The organism is Paraburkholderia dioscoreae (genome assembly GCF_902459535.1).
Taxonomy (GTDB): Bacteria; Pseudomonadota; Gammaproteobacteria; order Burkholderiales; family Burkholderiaceae; genus Paraburkholderia; species Paraburkholderia dioscoreae.
Window position 1 is genome coordinate 268,173 of sequence record NZ_LR699553.1, and the last position, 17,515, is coordinate 285,687.

The 17,515-nt window shown below is 64.1% G+C and carries 17 protein-coding genes; 3 read left to right on the forward strand and 14 right to left on the reverse strand.

What is annotated here, in order from left to right; translation table 11 throughout:
* Nucleotides 1-93: 93 nt before the first annotated feature.
* Entirely contained in the window at nt 94-993 is a 900-nt protein-coding gene (locus tag PDMSB3_RS01260; RefSeq protein WP_007179569.1) for a DMT family transporter, read from the forward strand.
* 325 nt (nt 994-1,318) lie between these two features.
* Here the strand turns inward: PDMSB3_RS01260 and PDMSB3_RS01265 are convergent, their stop codons facing one another.
* From PDMSB3_RS01265 to PDMSB3_RS01290, 6 genes are all read right to left on the reverse strand, one after another.
* Nucleotides 1,319-2,239: an MBL fold metallo-hydrolase gene (locus tag PDMSB3_RS01265; protein WP_007179568.1), complete on the reverse strand. Its 921-nt coding sequence runs from the start codon at nt 2,237-2,239 to the stop codon at nt 1,319-1,321.
* The gene (locus tag PDMSB3_RS01270; RefSeq protein WP_007179567.1) at nt 2,236-2,715 is read right to left on the reverse strand and encodes a MaoC family dehydratase; all 480 of its coding nucleotides are present in this window, start codon (nt 2,713-2,715) and stop codon (nt 2,236-2,238) included. The genes PDMSB3_RS01265 and PDMSB3_RS01270 overlap by 4 nt, the downstream gene beginning before the upstream one ends.
* A complete protein-coding gene (locus tag PDMSB3_RS01275) occupies nt 2,712-2,951 on the reverse strand; it encodes a DUF1289 domain-containing protein (protein ID WP_007179566.1) in 240 nt (79 codons plus the stop codon). The genes PDMSB3_RS01270 and PDMSB3_RS01275 overlap by 4 nt, the downstream gene beginning before the upstream one ends.
* Nucleotides 2,952-2,955: 4 nt before the next feature.
* Nucleotides 2,956-3,477 carry a YbaK/EbsC family protein gene (locus tag PDMSB3_RS01280; protein WP_007179565.1) on the reverse strand — a complete coding sequence of 174 codons (522 nt, stop codon included), beginning with the start codon at nt 3,475-3,477 and terminating at the stop codon, nt 2,956-2,958.
* A gap of 54 nt (nt 3,478-3,531) precedes the next feature.
* Nucleotides 3,532-4,458, reverse strand: a complete 927-nt coding sequence (locus PDMSB3_RS01285) for a hydroxymethylglutaryl-CoA lyase (protein WP_007179564.1) — start codon at nt 4,456-4,458, stop codon at nt 3,532-3,534.
* A gap of 66 nt (nt 4,459-4,524) precedes the next feature.
* A complete protein-coding gene (locus PDMSB3_RS01290) occupies nt 4,525-5,466 on the reverse strand; it encodes a 2-hydroxyacid dehydrogenase (protein WP_007179563.1) in 942 nt (313 codons plus the stop codon).
* A gap of 399 nt (nt 5,467-5,865) precedes the next feature.
* On the opposite strand from PDMSB3_RS01290, the gene PDMSB3_RS01295 reads away from it, so the two are divergent.
* Both PDMSB3_RS01295 and PDMSB3_RS01300 read left to right on the forward strand, forming a co-directional pair.
* Nucleotides 5,866-6,468, forward strand: coding sequence for an RBBP9/YdeN family alpha/beta hydrolase (locus tag PDMSB3_RS01295; protein WP_165184313.1), 603 nt, complete (start codon nt 5,866-5,868; stop codon nt 6,466-6,468).
* A gap of 133 nt (nt 6,469-6,601) precedes the next feature.
* Nucleotides 6,602-7,627: a sulfate ABC transporter substrate-binding protein gene (locus PDMSB3_RS01300; protein ID WP_165184315.1), complete on the forward strand. Its 1,026-nt coding sequence runs from the start codon at nt 6,602-6,604 to the stop codon at nt 7,625-7,627.
* A gap of 89 nt (nt 7,628-7,716) precedes the next feature.
* Here PDMSB3_RS01300 and bioB read toward each other — a convergent pair whose 3' ends face one another.
* From bioB to PDMSB3_RS01340, 8 genes are all read right to left on the reverse strand, one after another.
* Nucleotides 7,717-8,796 (reverse strand): biotin synthase BioB, encoded by a 1,080-nt coding sequence (gene bioB, locus PDMSB3_RS01305; RefSeq protein WP_007179559.1) that lies wholly within the window; start codon nt 8,794-8,796, stop codon nt 7,717-7,719.
* Nucleotides 8,797-8,830: 34 nt separating this feature from the next.
* Nucleotides 8,831-9,568: a dethiobiotin synthase gene (gene bioD / locus PDMSB3_RS01310; RefSeq protein ID WP_007179558.1), complete on the reverse strand. Its 738-nt coding sequence runs from the start codon at nt 9,566-9,568 to the stop codon at nt 8,831-8,833.
* On the reverse strand, nt 9,565-10,749 hold the full coding sequence (bioF, locus tag PDMSB3_RS01315; RefSeq protein WP_165184318.1) for an 8-amino-7-oxononanoate synthase: 1,185 nt from the start codon (nt 10,747-10,749) through the stop codon (nt 9,565-9,567). Before bioF ends, bioD begins: the two co-directional genes overlap by 4 nt.
* Nucleotides 10,749-12,110, reverse strand: coding sequence for an adenosylmethionine--8-amino-7-oxononanoate transaminase (bioA, locus tag PDMSB3_RS01320; RefSeq protein WP_165184320.1), 1,362 nt, complete (start codon nt 12,108-12,110; stop codon nt 10,749-10,751). The genes bioF and bioA overlap by 1 nt, the downstream gene beginning before the upstream one ends.
* A 1,133-nt stretch (nt 12,111-13,243) precedes the next feature.
* Nucleotides 13,244-14,524, reverse strand: coding sequence for a dienelactone hydrolase family protein (locus PDMSB3_RS01325; RefSeq protein WP_165184323.1), 1,281 nt, complete (start codon nt 14,522-14,524; stop codon nt 13,244-13,246).
* Nucleotides 14,525-15,096: 572 nt separating this feature from the next.
* On the reverse strand, nt 15,097-15,546 hold the full coding sequence (locus tag PDMSB3_RS01330; protein ID WP_007179551.1) for a YchJ family protein: 450 nt from the start codon (nt 15,544-15,546) through the stop codon (nt 15,097-15,099).
* 7 nt (nt 15,547-15,553) lie between these two features.
* Nucleotides 15,554-16,684 carry an acyl-CoA dehydrogenase family protein gene (locus PDMSB3_RS01335; protein WP_007179550.1) on the reverse strand — a complete coding sequence of 377 codons (1,131 nt, stop codon included), beginning with the start codon at nt 16,682-16,684 and terminating at the stop codon, nt 15,554-15,556.
* Between the two features lie 119 nt (nt 16,685-16,803).
* Nucleotides 16,804-17,481: an SDR family oxidoreductase gene (locus PDMSB3_RS01340; protein ID WP_165184325.1), complete on the reverse strand. Its 678-nt coding sequence runs from the start codon at nt 17,479-17,481 to the stop codon at nt 16,804-16,806.
* Between the last annotated feature and the right edge of the window lie 34 nt (nt 17,482-17,515).

Genomic DNA, 17,515 nt, shown 5'->3' on the forward strand with positions numbered 1-17,515 from the left:
TGCGTCGCGGGAATGCTTAAGTTTAGCCATGTATTCGGACCATCGGATTAATTACACTGCTCGGCATGCAGGAATCAATTCGAGGATCGAATCATGGCGTCAAATGAAATTCGCCGCGGAGCCGCGGAAATGACCCTGGCGATGCTGATGTCCGGCACCATCGGCTGGCTCGTGGTGTCGTCGCAGCAAAGCCCGTTCAATGTCGTGTTTTTCCGCTGCATTTTCGGCGGCGCGACGCTGGCGCTCGTCTGCGCGGTGCTGGGACTGTTCCGGCGCCGCCTCTTCTCGTGGAAGATGCTCGGCCTCGCCCTGCTCGGCGGGGCGGCGATCGTCATCAACTGGGTGTTGCTGTTCGCCGCGTATTCGCGTGCGTCGATCTCGATGGCCACCGCCGTCTACAACACGCAGCCGTTCATGCTGGTGGCGCTCGGCGCATTGGTGTTTCGCGAGCGCATCAGCCCGTCGGCCGTGGCCTGGCTGGTGGTCGCGTTCATCGGACTCGTGTTCGTCGTGAAGGTCGAGCCGGCGGTGCTGGCGGTGCCGGGGCAATACCTGGTCGGCGTCGCATACGCAGTGGGCGCGGCGGCGATGTATGCCGTGTCGTCGATCATTACCAAGCGGCTCAAGGGCACGCCGCCGCATCTGATCGCGTTGATCCAGGTGTCGCTCGGCGTGCTGATGCTCGCGCCGTTCGTGCGCTTCGACGCGCTGCCCACGAGCGGCGTGCAGTGGCTCGAACTGATCGTGCTAGGCGTCGTCAATACGGGTCTCATGTACGTGCTGCTATACGGGGCGATCCAGAAGTTGCCGACTTCGATGACGGGGGCACTCTCGTTCATCTATCCGGTGGTGGCGATCGTCGTCGATCGGGTTGCGTTCGGGCAAACGCTGGCATGGATTCAGGTGCTCGGCGCGGTGCTGATTCTGCTGGCCGCCGCCGGTGTCAATCTCGGCTGGCGGATCGTGCCGCAAAAGCGCCTGTCGTCGACCTGACGGGTGTTGCGCCGCTGCGGCGTGTCGCAATGCTACGGATTCCAGAGTAACTGGGTGCCCGGATTGTTCGTCAAGGCGGTCTAATACGTTGAAAGCTGTGCGACTACAGGGCTTCGTGGTGTGACGTGTATGCAGCTTTAAAAGCTGGCGTCAAACTTCTGTAGGGAAATTACCGATGCGGCCAAAAAAAACGGCACGCGTATCATGCATCTTGACGCTGATCACGTCCGACAGAATTTCCGCCGCTCGCCTGTAATGGTCGAGCGGCTTTCTTTTTGTGGCGACGGTTCGCGTATTTCAGGTGGTTCGAGTCAGCGGCGGCGCGTCACGCCGCGCGCGCGACAATGCGCTCGCCATCCACTTCCAGCGGCCCATTCCTCGCGGCCAATTCCTCGACGATGTCTTTAACCAGCGCGGGCCACTCGCCGCGCGGCTTGAGCATCGTCGCGGCGGCGCGCATCACGGCGGCGGCGTCGAGCATTTGCAGCAATGTGTCGAAGCGCATCGCGCGGACTTCGAGCAGCTTGAACACGATCAGTACCTTCAGCGCGTTCTTTGCGTTGCGGGCCGGATCGGCACGCAGCCAGGCAACTCGCGAAAACGCGCGCTCCAGCGCCTGTTCGACATTTGTGAAGGGTGCGCCGTGGCCGGGAATCACGAGGCGCACGTCGAGCTTCGCAATGGCTTCGAGCACCGCCTGTTCCTCGGCGAAACCGCTTTCGCCTTCCAGTTCCGGAAAGATCACGCCGAAGCCGTTTTCCCAGAGCGCGTCCGCGCTGATCAGGATGCGTTCGCCCGCGCAATACAGCATCAGCGAGTGTGGATCGTGGCCGGGTGCGCCGAGCACTTCCCAGTCGAGCGCGCCGAGCCGCAACTGCGCGCCGGGCGCGATCGTGCCGGTGAAGGTGAAGCGCTCGCAGGTCTGGCCGGTCGCACGAAACGTGAGGCGTGTCTCGTCCCAGTCGCGCACCGCATCGGCTTCCGAGGCGGGAATCACGGTGCGGCACGGCCACGTGGCCTGCAGCAGCGCGTTGCCGCCGCAGTGGTCCGAATGCAGATGCGTGTTGACGATCAGGTCGAGCGGCCGCGCGCCGAGCGCTTGCCGCACGAGGGCAAGCGTTTGCGGCGCATGCGTGGCGTACCCGGTATCCACAAGCGCGGCGCATGCATCGTCCAGCAGCAGCACGTTGTTCGACGAAAGCCAGCCGCGTTCGAAAACCCGAATCGATTCCGGTAGCGTGATCATGGCGAGTTGGGCGCCGCGTTTGCGTGTGTGTTCTCGGCGGCTTCAGATTTCGGCATGACGAGAATGGTCGACGAACCGGTCAACATGGTGTCGCCGCGCTGATTCACGACCGTGCCTTCAAGATGGGTCAGATCGCCGTTCAGGCTCGGCTTCCAGTAAGCGTCCTTCACACGCCAGGTGATGGTGAGCGTGTCGTTCGCGTGGACCGCTTTCTTCAGCTTGATATCGAATTCGAGACCGAGGGGTTGCGCGTAGGTCGAAAAATGCGTGGCCAGCAGCGCCATGAAATGCGCGGTCGGCTGCGTACCTGATGCGATCAGTCCGCCGAAGCGGCTTTGTGCCGCATACGCTTCGTCGTGATGCAGCGGGTTGTGGTCGTTGACCAGCGAGGCGAACGATTTCACCGATTCCGCCGACAGCTCCAGCGTCGAACTGAACGTCTCGCCGATCGTGACGATGCGCGGCGCGGCGTTCATCGCTGCACCTTCGGCGGGTTCGCGACGAGTTCCGCGTGACGTACCTCGATCGCGTCCCAGACCGCGCGCTTCGCGTCGCCGTCGAGCAGCGACCAGCCGGCGATTTCGTCGATGGTGCGCAGGCATCCTTCGCACCAGCCTGTCGACGCATCCATCCTGCACACGCTGATGCAAGGCGAGGGCACGGCGTGGTCGTCTTCGTTATCGAGGCCCGCTGTCATCGTCGTCATCGTCATCGCGTCATGCCGTCTCGCGCAGCGCCACGTCGATCACCGGCGCGCCCGTCAGCGCGATCAGCTCCTGCGCCGTCAGGTTGAACACCGCATGCGGGTGGCCCGCGGCGGCCCACAGGCTGTCGAGTTCGAGCAGATCCGCGTCGATCAGCGTGACCGGCTCGGTGGCGTGACCGATCGGACAGACACCGCCGATCGCATAGCCGGTTTTTTCGCGGACGAACTTCGCGTCCGCACGGCCGATTTCGCCGACCTGCGCGGCAACTTTCTTTTCGTCGACGCGATTCGCACCGCTCGCGACCACCAGCACCGGCGCGTCGTCTTCACGGCGGCGAAACAGGATCGACTTGGCGATTTGCGCGACAGAGCAGCCGAGTCCCGCCGCGGCTTCGGCGGAGGTTTTGCCGGTTTCCGGCAGCATCACGATCCGGCCCGCGTGACCGCGTTCGCGCAACAGCAGCGCGACGCGGCGTGCCGAGTCCGGCAGCGCGGTGAGATCGTCGGTTTCGGGAGAAGCGTGGTCCGTCATCGTTTCAGATCCTGAGTGTTGGCGTGAGTGCCGAGTGCATGCGTCGAGCCGGCGTCAGACGCAGTTCGCCGCTTCGCTGCGCGCTTTGGCGAGCAGCGCTTTACCGGCGCGCGAAACATTGGGCCGGCCGATCGAGGTCGAGATGAAATCGCCGATCGCGACGACTTGCGCGAGATCGATGCCGGTCTCGATGCCGAGGCCGTTCATCAGATACAGCACGTCTTCGGTCGCGACGTTGCCGGTCGCGCCCTTCGCATACGGACAGCCGCCGAGGCCCGCCACCGAAGCGTGATAGATCTCGATGCCTTCCAGCAGTGCCGCGTAGATATTGGCGAGTGCCTGACCATAGGTGTCGTGGAAGTGGCCCGACAGACGTTTGCGCGGAAACACCCGGGTGACCGCCTCGAACACTTCACGCGTGCGCTTGGGCGTGCCCACGCCGATCGTGTCGGCGATATCGATTTCGTCGCAGCCGAGCGCCGCGAAGCGCTCGACGACATCCGCCACCGACGCCACCGGCACTTCACCCTGATACGGACAGCCCAGCGCGCACGACACGCTGCCGCGAATCCGCACGCCGTGCTCCTTGGCCGCCTGCGCGACGGGCGCGAACCGGTCGATGCTTTCCGCGATGCTGCAGTTGATGTTCTTCTGCGAGAACGCTTCGCTGGCGGCGCCGAAAATCACGATTTCGTCGGCACGCGCGGCGAGCGCGCCTTCGAAGCCGCGCAGGTTGGGCGTCAGCACCGAGTAGATCGTGCCGGGGCGCCGTTCGATACCGGCCATCACGTCGGCGCCGTCCGCCATTTGCGGCACCCATTTCGGCGACACGAACGAAGCGGCCTCGACGTTACGGAAGCCCGCCGCCGACAACCGGTTGATCAACTCGATCTTGGTCGCGGTGGGCACGAATTCTTTTTCGTTCTGCAGTCCGTCACGCGGACCGACTTCGACGATTTTCACTTGCTGAGGTAGGGCCATGATCTGTCTCCATGCAACTTGTTGACGCCGCGCGTGGCGGCGCTTCTTCAATGGGATTGGCTGTGTTCAGTATCCGCGTTCCATATTCACCACTCCGCCAACTGTATCGCCCCGTGCGAGCGCGGTGATTTTCTGCGCGACCTGGGCGACACTTTCCGCGCGCAGCGTCAGCGCTGAGACGTGCGGCGTGATCGTGATGCGCGGCTCGCGCCAGAACGGGTGATCCGGCGGCAGCGGTTCTTCGCGGAACACGTCGAGCGTGGCGGCGGTGAGCTGGCCGCTCGCGAGCGCGTCGAGCAGATCCTGCTCGACCAGATGCCCGCCGCGCGCCACGTTGATCAGATACGCGCCGCGTGCGAGCCTGGCGAAGGTGCGTGCGTTCAGCACGTCGCCGGTATCCGGCGTATGCGGCAGCAGATTCACCAGCACTTTCACGCCGTCGAGAAATGCGTCGAATTGTGCTTCACCGGCGAACGTCTGAATGCCGTCGATCTGCCGCGGGCTGCGGCTGTAGCCGCGCACCGGCACGCCGAATGCCGCTACCGCCTGGGCGACATGCGTGCCGAGCACGCCAAGTCCCAGTACGCCGACGGTGAAGGTTTCACGCGGATGCGGCTCGAGCACTTGCCAGCGGCGCTCGTTTTGCAGCGTCTGATACTCGTCGAAACGGCGCAGATAGCGCAGCACCGCATGCGCGACGTACTCGGCCATTTGCGGCGCCATGCCGGTGTCTTCGAGGCGGATCAACTGCGCGTTGCGCGGCAACGTGCCGGGTTGCGCGTGTTCCAGCGCCAGGATCGCGTCGACGCCCGCGCCCAGATTGAAGATTGCGCGCAGATCGTCGCGTCCGGCCAGCATCTCGCGCGGCGGACGCCATACCACCGCGAAATCGGCCGGCGCGGTGTCGCCCGGCTGCCATTCACGCAGATCGGCCTCCGGCAGCGCGCGGGCGAAGTCGTTCAGCCACGCGGCGGCGTCGGCATGCGGCATGTAAAAGAGGATTTTCATACGGTCCGGAAGGCGCCTGCGAGATCGGGGCGAGTGACGGAGAAGCCACGGCGTGACCGGTGCGACAACTGCAACGCTGCGGACGACACTTGCTGCATGAGGCCTCCTCCTTTTATGGATAGGCTTCATTCTACTTTTTCGACGCGCATCGCGCGCGTTTGCGCACGGGCGTGCGGTTCCGGCGATGGATTTCCCTCCACAGGCCCATATCTGGCGGGGCTTTGCACGCGCATTGGGACGTGTATTTGGCCACGCATCGGGCCGCGTTTTTTATCCCCGGGTTTGCCCGCGTATTTTGTCCGCGCGTTTTGCCCGATAACCAAAGCACAAAAACTTGGTTCGCCCACACGGCGCCCGGCGGGACAATCATTACCCGGATTTCCGCAGCGAGGCACCCACATGCTTTCATGCACCAAATCGACATGGCCGCCACGGCTCGTCACGGTTCCCGGCCTGCACGGCAGCGAGGGCACGCACTGGCAGACCTGGCTGGAGCGGCAGTTCGCGCGCTCGCTGCGCGTCGAGCAAGCCGACTGGGACGCACCGGACCTCGCGCTGTGGTCCAGATCGTTGCGCGATCTGCTGGCGCGCGAGCGCGGGCCGTTCGTGCTGGCCGCGCATAGCTTCGGTTGCCTTGCGACCGCGTATGCATTGCAGCAGGCGTCGTATGCGAACGATGTGGTCGGTGTGCTGTTCGTGGCGCCCGCGAGTCCGCAGAAATTCGCCTTCGCCGGACCGTTCGACGCCCGGCGTCTCGGCGTGCCGTCGATCCTGATCGGCAGCGAAACCGATCCGTGGATGTCGCTCGCCGGGGCGCGCGATCTCGCGCAGCGCTTCGGCAGCGCGTTTGTGAATCTCGGCGACGCGGGGCATATCAACACCGCGGCCGGCTTCGGACCCTGGCCGCGCGCGAAGTATTTCGTCGACACCCTGGTGCATTGCGCGGCGCCGCTGCGTTTTCGCGAAGAGTCGATCGAGGCCGCACAGCACGCATTTATCTGAATGGTCGGGCCGGCGTTCGGGCAGGTGAGGCGCGCGAACGCGGCACAGACCGAGTAAGCGATCCGTTAGAATCCTGCTTCACGCTGCACGTTCGTGCGGCCACTGGTTTTCATCAACGAGAGGCGGGGACAGGATGGCAGGCAAGACGGGGACTTCGCGCTGGCTGGCAGCCGGCATGACGGCAATTACGCTCGCGCTGGCGGGCGTGTCGGCAGCGCACGCAGAGACGTCGCTGCTCAACGTGTCGTACGACGTGACGCGTGAGCTGTACAAGGACATCAACGCCGGCTTCATTGCCGCGTACAGGCAGAAGAGCGGCGAGACCGTGTCGATCCGCCAGTCGCATGGCGCGTCGAGCGCGCAGGCGCTGTCGGTGCTGCAAGGCTTGCAGGCCGACGTGGTGACGATGAACCAGCCGAACGATATCGACCTGCTCGCCGAGAAAGGTCAACTGCTGCCGGCCAACTGGCGCACGCGTCTGCCGAACGACAGCGTGCCCTACACCACGACGATGGTGTTCCTCGTGCGCAAGGGCAACCCGAAGCACATCAAGGACTGGGACGATCTCGCCAAGCCCGGCGTGCAGGTGATCATCGCCAATCCGAAGACATCGGGTAACGGGCGCTATACGTATCTGGCCGCGTGGGGTTATCGCAAGCAGCACGGCGGGACTGACGCGCAGGCACTCGACTTCGAAAAGGCGATCTTCAAAAACGTGCCGGTGCTCGACACGGGCGGCCGCGGCGCGACGACCACGTTTACGCAACGCGGTATCGGCGACGTGCTGGTGACGTTCGAAAACGAAGTGGCGCTGATGGACACGGGCGTGGGCGGGGGCAACTTCGAGGCGGTGTATCCGTCGGTGAGTTTGCTGGCGGCGCCGCCGGTTTCGATCGTCGACAAGGTGGTCGACAAGCGCGGCACGCGCAAGGAAGCGCAGGCCTACCTCGAGTACCTGTGGTCGCCGGCCGCGCAGGAGATCATCGCGCAGCACCATCTGCGTCCGCAGGACAAGGCCGTGCTTGCGAAGCATGCTGCGGAGTTCAAGGCGATCAAAACATTCACCGTCGAAGACATGTTCGGTGGCTGGCAGAAAGCACAGCAAACGCATTTCTCCGATGGCGGCACATTCGATCAGATCATCGTCGACAAGAAGTAATTTCCGGCTTCACAAGTAAAAAGGCTGCCTCGTTTTCCACGAGGCAGCCTTTTTTATTGCACGTGTTCTAGTGCGCGCGACGCTGACGCTCAGTTCGGCGCAGCGTGTTTATCACAGCCGTGCTCGCAGCCGCTTTGATCGAGCGGCATCTGTTGCGCGGCCTCGGCGCGAATGCCGAGACGTTCGAGCAGTTTGCGGTCGGCCTCGGCTTGCGGGTTGCTCGTGGTCAGCAATTGATCGCCGTAGAAAATCGAGTTCGCGCCAGCGAGGAAACACATGGCCTGCAAGGCTTCGTTCATCTGCTCGCGGCCGGCGGACAGACGCACCATTGCGCGCGGCATGGTGATACGCGCAATCGCGATCGTGCGCACGAATTCGAAAGGGTCGATCGCTTCGGTGCCGGTCAGCGGCGTGCCTTCCACCTGAACCAGATTGTTGATGGGCACCGATTCCGGATACGGATCCATGTTCGCCAGTTGCGCGATCAGACCCGCGCGCTCACGGCGCGACTCGCCCAGGCCAACAATCCCGCCGCAGCACACGTTGATGCCCGCGTCGCGCACGCGTTCGAGCGTGTCGAGGCGGTCCTGATACGTGCGCGTCGAAATGATCTGACCGTAGAACTCCGGCGACGTATCGAGATTGTGGTTGTAGTAGTCGAGGCCCGCTTCGCGCAACCCTTGCGCCTGATGCGTTTCGAGCATGCCGAGCGTCACGCAGGTTTCGAGGCCCATTGCCTTCACGCCGCGGATCATGTCCTTGATCGGTTCCAGGTGACGGTCTTTCGGATTGCGCCACGCGGCGCCCATGCAGAAACGCGTCGCGCCGTTTTCCTTGGCGACCTTCGCGGCAGCGAGCACTTCGTCGACCGGCATCAGCTTGTCGGCTTGCAGGCCCGTGTCGTGATGCACCGACTGCGGACAGTACGCGCAATCTTCCTCGCAGCCGCCGGTCTTGATCGACAGCAGCGTGGACAGTTGCACGGTGTTCGCGTCGAAATGCTCGCGATGGGTTTGCTGCGCCTGGAACATCAGGTCGTTGAACGGCAGTTCGTACAACGCGACGATGTCCGCCACGCGCCAGCGCGCGAGCTGTTTCGTGCCGGCTGCGGCGTTGTTGTTGGCGGCGGCCGTGTCGGCGGACGCCGGAGCGATGTTCAGTTGCGTCATGTCGTCAATCCTCATGGATGGATGTGATGGTGGTTCAGCGCTGCGCGTGCGTATGGCGCAGCGTCTGCAGAAGCCGGTTGATGTCGAGTTGCTCCGCCGCGAGCTCGGGCGAAGCCGGGCTCAGATGCGGCACGATGCCGAGCAGCGGTGCGTCGTATTCGCGGGCGAGATGCTCGCGGATCGACGCGATGTTTTCGTCGGGGAAGGTCATGTCCGGATCGATACGGTTGGCGACCCAGCCGGCGAGCGTGAGCCCGCGCGCGGCGATTGCTTCGGCGGTGAGCAGCGCATGGCTGATGCAGCCGAGCCGCATGCCGACCACCAGCACGACCGGCAGCTTCAGCGCGACGGCGAGATCGGCGGTGTCCTGGGTAGCGGTCAACGGCACGCGAAAACCGCCGACGCCTTCCACCACGACGATCTCCGCGCGCTTGAGAGCCTGCGCGTGACAGTCGACGATACGGTCGAGATCCAGCGTGACGTTTTCCAGCGCGGCTGCGATATGCGGCGCGGCCGGTTCCTTCAGCAGATACGGCGTGCGCATCTCGGGCGGCAGCAGGACGTTCGAGGCGGCGTCGAGTTGATCCGCGTCTTCGTTGTGCGGCACGCCGTTCAGTTCGAACGCGCCGGCGGCGATCGGCTTCATCGCGGCGGCTTGCAGGCCTTCGCGGACGAAGCCGCGCAACAGCGCCGCTGAGACGAACGTCTTGCCGATTTCCGTATCGGTGCCGGTGACGAATAAGGACAGTGCGTTTTGACTCGCGCTACTCATGCCGCCTTTGCTCCGAGTTGCTGCAAGCCCGCTTCAAGACGATCCAGGTCTGCCTGCAAGTGCGCGGCCGACAGCGAAATGCGCAAACGCGACGTGCCGGCGGGCACGGTGGGCGGACGGATCGCCGGCACCCACAGACCCGCGCGATCGAGCGTGGCCGCGATATCGAGCGTGGCATCGTTCGCGCCGATGATGAGCGGCTGCACGGCCGTATGCGAATCGACCGGTAGCCACGGCGTTGCCTTGAGCATGGCGCGCGTGCGCTCGATCAATTGCTGAAGATGCGCGCGCCGCGCATCGCCTTCCTCGCCGCCGATGATGCGCAGGCTCGCCGACACCGCATGCGCCGCGGCCGGCACCGACGCCGTGGTGAAAATGTACGGGCGCGCGCGCTGCACGAGCCATTCGATCACCGTCTCATGCGCTGCGACGAACGCGCCGGAGACGCCTGCTGCTTTGCCGAGCGTGCCGATCGAAATGAGGTTCGGCGACCGCAGCGCGGCTTGCGCGATCGCGCCGCGGCCTTGCGGGCCGAGCACGCCGAAACCGTGCGCGTCGTCGACGATCAGCCACGCGCCGTGTTGTTCCGCGAGTTCGAGCAGACGCGGCAGGGGCGCGATGTCGCCGTCCATGCTGAAGACGGTATCGGAGACGATCGCCTTGACGTCGGCGTCCGAGGCTTCGAGCATCGCGCTCAGCGCTTCCGTATCGCAGTGCGGGTAGATCTGCACGTCGGCGCGGGACAAACGCGCGCCGTCGATCAGCGACGCGTGATTCAGCGCGTCGGAGAAGAGCGTCGTGCCGCGGCCCGCGAGCGCGGTGAGCGTGGCGAGATTCGCCATGTAGCCTGTGCTGAAGTAGAGCGCGCGCGCATTCTCGACGAAGCCGCCGACGAATTCGGCGAGATCGTCTTCGAGTTGCGCATGCGCGCGCGAGTGGCCGCCGAGCAGATGCGAGCCGCCGCTGCCCGCGCCATAGCGCTGCGCGCCTTCAGCAATGGCCGCGATGAGTTGCGGATGCGCGGCGAGGCCGAGATAGTCGTTGCTGGCGAAGCCGATGATCGCGCGGCCGTCGACGGTCATGTGCGCCGCGCACGGCGTGTCGGCCGTGCGGCGGCGACGGCGCAGGCCGCGTGCGTCGATGTCCTTCAGCCCTTCGGCGAGTGTGTCGAGCAGATGCATTAGCGGGTCTCCGCGAGCGTGGCTTCGAAGGTCTCGCGCGTGCGCGAGGCGAGCAGCGCGAGTTCTTCGTCGTCGAGGATGTAAGGGGGCATCAGATACACCGTCGTGCCGATTGGGCGCAGCAGCAGTTCGCGCTGCAACGCGTTTTCGAAGAAGCGGCGCGAGAATGTTCTGGCTTGCTGAGCATCGTCGATCACGGCGTCGAACGCGAAGATCGTGCCGCACTGACGCAGATTGCGGACTTGTTCGTGCCCGGCGAGCGGTGCGAGCGCGGCTTTCAGCTTCGCGGACTTCTGCGCGTTGGCGGCGAGCACGTTGTCGGTTGCGAACAGATCGAGCGTGGCGAGTGCCGCGCGACAGGCGAGCGGATTGCCGGTGTACGAGTGCGAGTGCAGGAAGCCGCGCGCGGTGTCGTCGTGATAGAACGCTTCGAAAATTTCGTCGCGCGACAGCACGATCGAGAGCGGCAGATAGCCGCCGCTGATGCCTTTGGACAGACAGATGAAGTCCGGCCAGATGCCGGCTTGTTCGCACGCGAAGAAAGTGCCGGTGCGGCCGCAGCCCACGGCGATTTCATCGGCGATCAGATGCACGCCGTACTGATCGCACAATGCGCGCAATCCGGCGATATACGACGCGTCGTGCATGGCCATGCCGGCGGCGCACTGCACGAGCGGCTCGACGATCAGCGCGGCGATTTTCGTGGCGCGTGCTTCGAATAGCGAGCGAACGTGATCGAGCGCGTGGCGAGCGACATCGGCGGCGGTTTCGCCGGCCTCCGCGAGGCGCGCGTCCGGCGATGCCGCGACGTGCGCGTGGCGGATCAACGGGTCGTAGGCATCTTTGAAGAGCGCGACATCCGTGACGCCGAGTGCGCCGATGGTTTCGCCGTGATAGCTGTTGGCGATGCAGACGAATTCCTGCTTGTCGGCGAAACCGCGATTGCGCCACGAATGGAAGCTCATTTTCAGGGCGATTTCGACGGCGGACGCGCCGTCCGATGCGAAGAATGCGTGGCCGAGCGTGTTGCCGGTGAGCGCGCTGAGGCGCTCCGCGAGTTCGATGGCCGGTTCGTGCGTGCAGCCGGCGAGCATGGCGTGTTCGAGCGTGTCGAGCTGGTCTTTCAGTGCCGCGTTGATGCGCGAATTGGCGTGACCGAACAGGTTGACCCACCAGGAGCTGATGGCATCCAGATAGCGATGGCCGGCGCGATCGTAGAGCCACGCGCCTTGACCGCGTGCGACGGGGACGAGCGGCAGGCGTTCGTGGTGCTTCATCTGGGTGCAGGGGTGCCAGACGGCGCGCAGGCTGCGGGCGATCCAGTCTTCGGGGGCTGCTGATGGTGCTGCTGACTTTTCCAAAGGGGTACTCCAGGGTGCTTTTTTTGCCGCTGCGCGGCGTGGCTTTTTTAGGGCCATTTTTGGGCGTGCTGCGCGTCTTTTTTTGCGCTGCGCGCGGCCCTTGGCGGGCGTGCGGGGTTGAGATTAGCGGTTTATTTCGTGATGTGCACTAGGGGGCGATGTGCGTTTTTTGCCTGCGGCGCTGGGGTTGGTTGGTGTTCGATGCAGGTGGTTTCTGTTCTCGACGGAAGGTTGCTGATCGATGCAGTTGGCGACGGCAAAGTAGTTGGGTTTTACTGGCGGGAATTTGGGGGAGGGTTGGTTGTTTGCCTGTGCAGGGCTTTGTGTCTGTGTTCCTGGGGTGTTGGCCTTTCCTTGCGTTCACGGTGGTCTATTAGCGTTGCCCCTGTGCGGGGCGGCACCTACTTTCTTTGCCGCGGCAAAGAAAGTAGGCAAAGAAAGCCGCTTTACACCGCCAGTTCTTAAGCGAATCCCCTGGCTTGGAGGAGGCAGTGGTGCATCTGGAATCCGTGTTCTCGCGCATTCCGCCCCAGTGACAAGGCAGTCATACCTCCCGCCTCGCACTGCGTGCTCGCCGGAACGGTCCGCTTAAAACACCAGTGGTTCTGCGTGTGTGGTGGGGGCCGTCGGCTTCGCCTCGGCGTGGCGCCGAAAATGCCGTCGCAAGGCGACTAGTGGCTTTAAAACTGGGGATGACGCAAGGCGACTAGCGGCTTGGGAACTGTGGCCGACGCAAGAGGTGACTGGAAGTTGGAGAACTACGACCGGCGTCAGAGGGTCTGCGATTTGAGAAGCCCACTGGCGTTAGAAACGACCAATTGGTTTTAACGAACTACCGCGACGGCGCGCGGAGCGCCGCCGGAAGAATGACGGCCTTGTCACTGGGGCGGAATGTACGAGAACACAGATTCCAGATGCACCACTGGCCCCTCCCAGCCAGGGGGCCCGCTTATGAGCTGGCGGTGTGAAGCCGCTTTCTTTGCTTACTTTCTTTGCGGCATGCAAAGAAAGTAAGTGCCGCCCCGCACAGGGGCAACGCTAATAGACCACCATGAATGCAAGTAAAGGCCAACACCCAAGGAACACAAACACACAAACACACAAACGCCGAGCAGGCCCAAAAACCTTACCCCTCACTCCCGACTGGCAACATCCCGCCGCCCATCGGCGCCACCCGAATTCCCCGCTCCATCATCAGCCGTCTGCGAAGACTGCTCCCCCCAAACAACCGCATTATTCACCGCATACAACCGGCAAGGCGCCGAACTCTGCTTCTGACAATTCGCCACGGCCACCGACATCGGATCATCGCCACCTTCAGCCCAGGACCAGGCCCCCGTGTCAGACACGGCAAACGCCCGGCTAGGATACTGATGCAGGAAATTCCGATACCCATTACGCCCAGCTTCATCGACGAACGGCACGGAGTCGACCGCATCGACGGCGGCAAACCCGCTCGCCTTCGGCGTGGAAGGATCCGCCACGCGATACTGCACGCCAGTCGGCATGCCCACACGCGCAAGGAAAGCCTCGACAGCCGGCCACCACACGTGCACGCCGTCACGGTCGCCGACCAGCCGGTGCGCGTCGTTCTTGTAGTTACCGAAATCCACCATCTTCGTGCTCGCGCCATGCGCCCCATACGCGGCGTACATGCCCGCCACCAGCGGCGCGTTCCAAACCGAATCGTTATCGCCATACATCCACAGCGACGGCACCCTGGTCTTCTCGCCGTATGCGCCGAATGCGCGCGTCAGGTTGCCCTGCCAGTCGCTGCAGGCATCCTGCCGCAAACCGCCCGAGAAATTGATCAGCGCCCTCACGCCCGGCGCGGCTTCCGTGCCGTACGCCATCGTCGCCAGGCCGCCGTGTGAGGTGCCGGCCACCACGATGTGGGTAGCGTCCACGTAAGGCTGCTTCGACATGAAGTCGATCGTTGCGGCAACGTCGCCGGCCTGGCCGATGCCGTTCTTTTCAACGTCGCAACCGTCCTGCTGATAGACGCCGTCCGAGTGGCCGAAACCCTGGCGGTTCGGCGCAACCACCACGTAACCGCGGCGCACGAACTCGCGTGCGAACGGCAGCGGGTCGCTGCGTTCCTGAGTACGCGGGTCGCCGGGAATCTTGCCGTGGTTGAAAACGATCATCGGAAACGGGCCTGCGCCGTCCGGCTTGTAGATCGTCGTTTCGAGGGTGACCGTGCCGGCTGCGTCGACCGGCACGCGGATGATCTGTTCGTTAAGACCTGCGGTGGGCAGATAGACGTCGTCGTCGAGCGCAATGCGCGGCACGCGCGCGCGGGTCAACGGTCCCGCCTGGGTGTCGGCGAGCGGGTCGGCGTGCGCGAGCGCAACCGTGCAGGTAGCCGCTGCACAGATCACCGCACACTTCGTCAGAATCTTGCTGAACACCATTGACCCACCCGCCTCAAAAACTTGCCCTGAACACCGTCATGCCTGTTTGTCGAAAGTCATTTCTGACATTTGCCTTTCGGTCGGGTTTCGACAAACAAAAGCACACTCGCGCACGGAGTGCGCCAAAGGCGCACGCACGCTAATCGAGATCGCACGGGATAAACCCAAACGGCCGACGCGACCCCACGCGCCGATGATGAGCGTCACGCCTGCTGCCTGAAGCCGCCGCCGGACCCACACACTGTCTGGTGCCCGGCAGGGCGCCCTGCGCAATTTGCGGAGTCGGTATGAATCGGCTCTCGCAACGTGACGTCATGAAGCTACGGCCTCATCCTGGCACGACAATTTTGTTTTGTGCAATCAAGGAGAACCCGCGACGCAAAATTTGCCGCGCGCCGATTTGCCGCCTCCGGCCGTTCAATGCGGGGCTCGCGGGTGTTTGGCGCAACGAAGCAATCAGGCGCAGCGCGGGCGTTGTGGCATTGAGCCAACACGAAAAAATGGCCCCGCTATCAGGGCCATATGTGAGCGCGGCGTAGGGACGCGCGTCGTCGCGTAAGGGGCGGGAAGGCTTATTCGCTGACGTCGCCGTCCACGTAGCGCCAGCGGCCGTCTTCGCCGCGCACGAAGCGGCTCAGCTCGTGCAGCCGGTGCGCGCGGCCGCCCACCTTGTAACGCGCGACGAATTCGACCGTCGCGTGATGAGCATCGGTTTCGGTGAACGCCTTGATCTGCAGTCCGAGCCAACGCGGCGCATCGGAGGCTGCCGGGTCCACGTCGAGGTCGGCGGGACAGGTGTGAGCTGCCCAGGTGGCGCGCAGATAATCCGTTGCACCCACAACATACGCGCTATAGCGCGAACGCATCAGTTCAAGGGCTCGTGGCGCCGCTTCGCCGCCGTCGATATAGCGGCCGCAGCATTGCGCGAAGCGGGGCGCCCTGGCGCCGCTGCGCTGATCGGGCGCGGCGCCGCCGCAGGGACAATCGGAAGGTCGTTGTAACGGCAACAGTTGCTTATTCATCAGTCTTTCAGCCAAGACCGCGCGCGATCAGGATTTTCTGGATGTCGCTGGTGCCTTCATAGATCTGGCAGACGCGCACGTCGCGGTAGATCCGCTCGACCGGGAAGTCGCTCAGATAGCCATAGCCGCCATGAATCTGTAAGGCAGCCGAACAGATGCGCTCGGCGGCTTCGGAGGCGAACAGCTTGGCCATCGCGGCTTCGGTGAGGCAGGGTTGGCCGGCGTCTTTCAACGAGGCGGCATGCCAGATCAACTGGCGTGCAGCCTCGAGTTGCGTCGCCATGTCGGCGAGGCGGAATTGTACGGCCTGGTGCGAAAAGAGCGGAACGCCGAAGCTCTCGCGCTCCTTCGCATAGCTCAGCGCGGCTTCGAACGCGGCGCGCGCCATGCCGACGCTTTGCGCAGCGATACCGATGCGGCCGCCTTCGAGCCCCGACAGCGCGATCCGGTAGCCTTCGCCTTGCGCGCCGATCAGGTTGGCGGCCGGCACGCGGCAATCCTCGAAAATGATCTGCGCGGTATCCGACGAATGCTGGCCGAGCTTGTCTTCAACTCGCGCGACGACATAACCCTGCGTATCGGTGGGCACGATAAACGCGCTGATGCCGCGCTTGCCCGCGGCTTTGTCGGTCACGGCCATGACGATCGCGACATGGCCGTTCTTGCCGCTCGTGATGAACTGTTTGACGCCGTTCAGCACGTACGTGTCGCCCTTGCGTGTCGCGGTGGTGCGCAGCGCGGAGGCGTCGGAACCGGCTTGCGGTTCGGTGAGGCAAAAGGCGCCGAGCATTTCGCCGCGCGCCAGCGGCGTCAGCCAGTCGCGTTTCTGCGCGTCGTTGCCGTAGGTCAGCAGGATGCTGCACACCGGGCAGTTGTTGACGGAGATGGCCGTCGACGTGCCGCCGTCGCCGGCTGCGATTTCTTCGAGAATCAGCGCGAGCGCCAGCGCGTCCATGCCGGCGCCGCCGTATGTTTCGGGCACCAGCACGCCATACGCGCCGAGTTCCGCGAGCTGGCGGTGCACGTCTTTCGGAAACGTGCGTTCGCGGTCCCATGTCGCCGCATGCGGCGTGATTGCTTCACGGACGAACGTGCGCAGTGCATCGCGCACCATCAGGTGATCCTGATCAAGCACCATACGTGTGTCTCCTGTCGACCAGAGTTAGCGCTTCAGCGCTTACTCTGGTCCCATGCACTCGTTGCAGTCGACCGGAGCCGGCGCTTTACCACCAACTCCGGCCCCATACAAGCCTCTACTCACCAGTCGAGTAACGTACCGTCGTACTGATAGAAACGCCCGTTGAATGCTTCATGCGCGGCCGCCGCCTGCGCGAGCACTTCGCGCATGCCGGTAACGCTGCGCGCCGGATCGATCGCAGCCTGCGTGCCGCCCATGTCGGTGCGAACCCACCCTGGATGCAACGAAATGCACACGGCGCGCTTTGCCTCCAGCGACGCGACTTTCAGCGCATCGTTCAGCGCCGCCTTGCTCGCGCGATACAGCCAGCCGGTCGCGCCGCTCGCGTCGCCGATGCTGCCCATCTTGCTCGAAATCACCGCGAATACGCCGCCGGACTCTTCGACGAGCGGCAGCAGGATCGGCATCAACTGCATCGGTCCGCGCACATTGGTGTGCATGACGTGGTCGAAGTCTTCGGCGGTGATCGTCTCGATGCCTTCGGTGCGCGGGCCGTAGACGCCGGACACCAGGATCGCCGCATCGAGCCGCTCACCGTCGAGCTTCCAGCCGAGCGCGGCGATTTCCTCGGGCATGCTCACGTCGAGTGCGAACGTTTCCGCGCCGAGTTCGTTCAACGCGTCGAGCGCGGCGCCGTCGCGGGCGGTGGCGAGCACGCGCCAGCCGCTCTTTTTGTACTGCCGCACAAACTCCTGGCCGATGCCACGCGACGCACCGACGATCAACACAGTCTTCATCGAACACCTCAAGCCATCAAAACAGAGCGCCGCG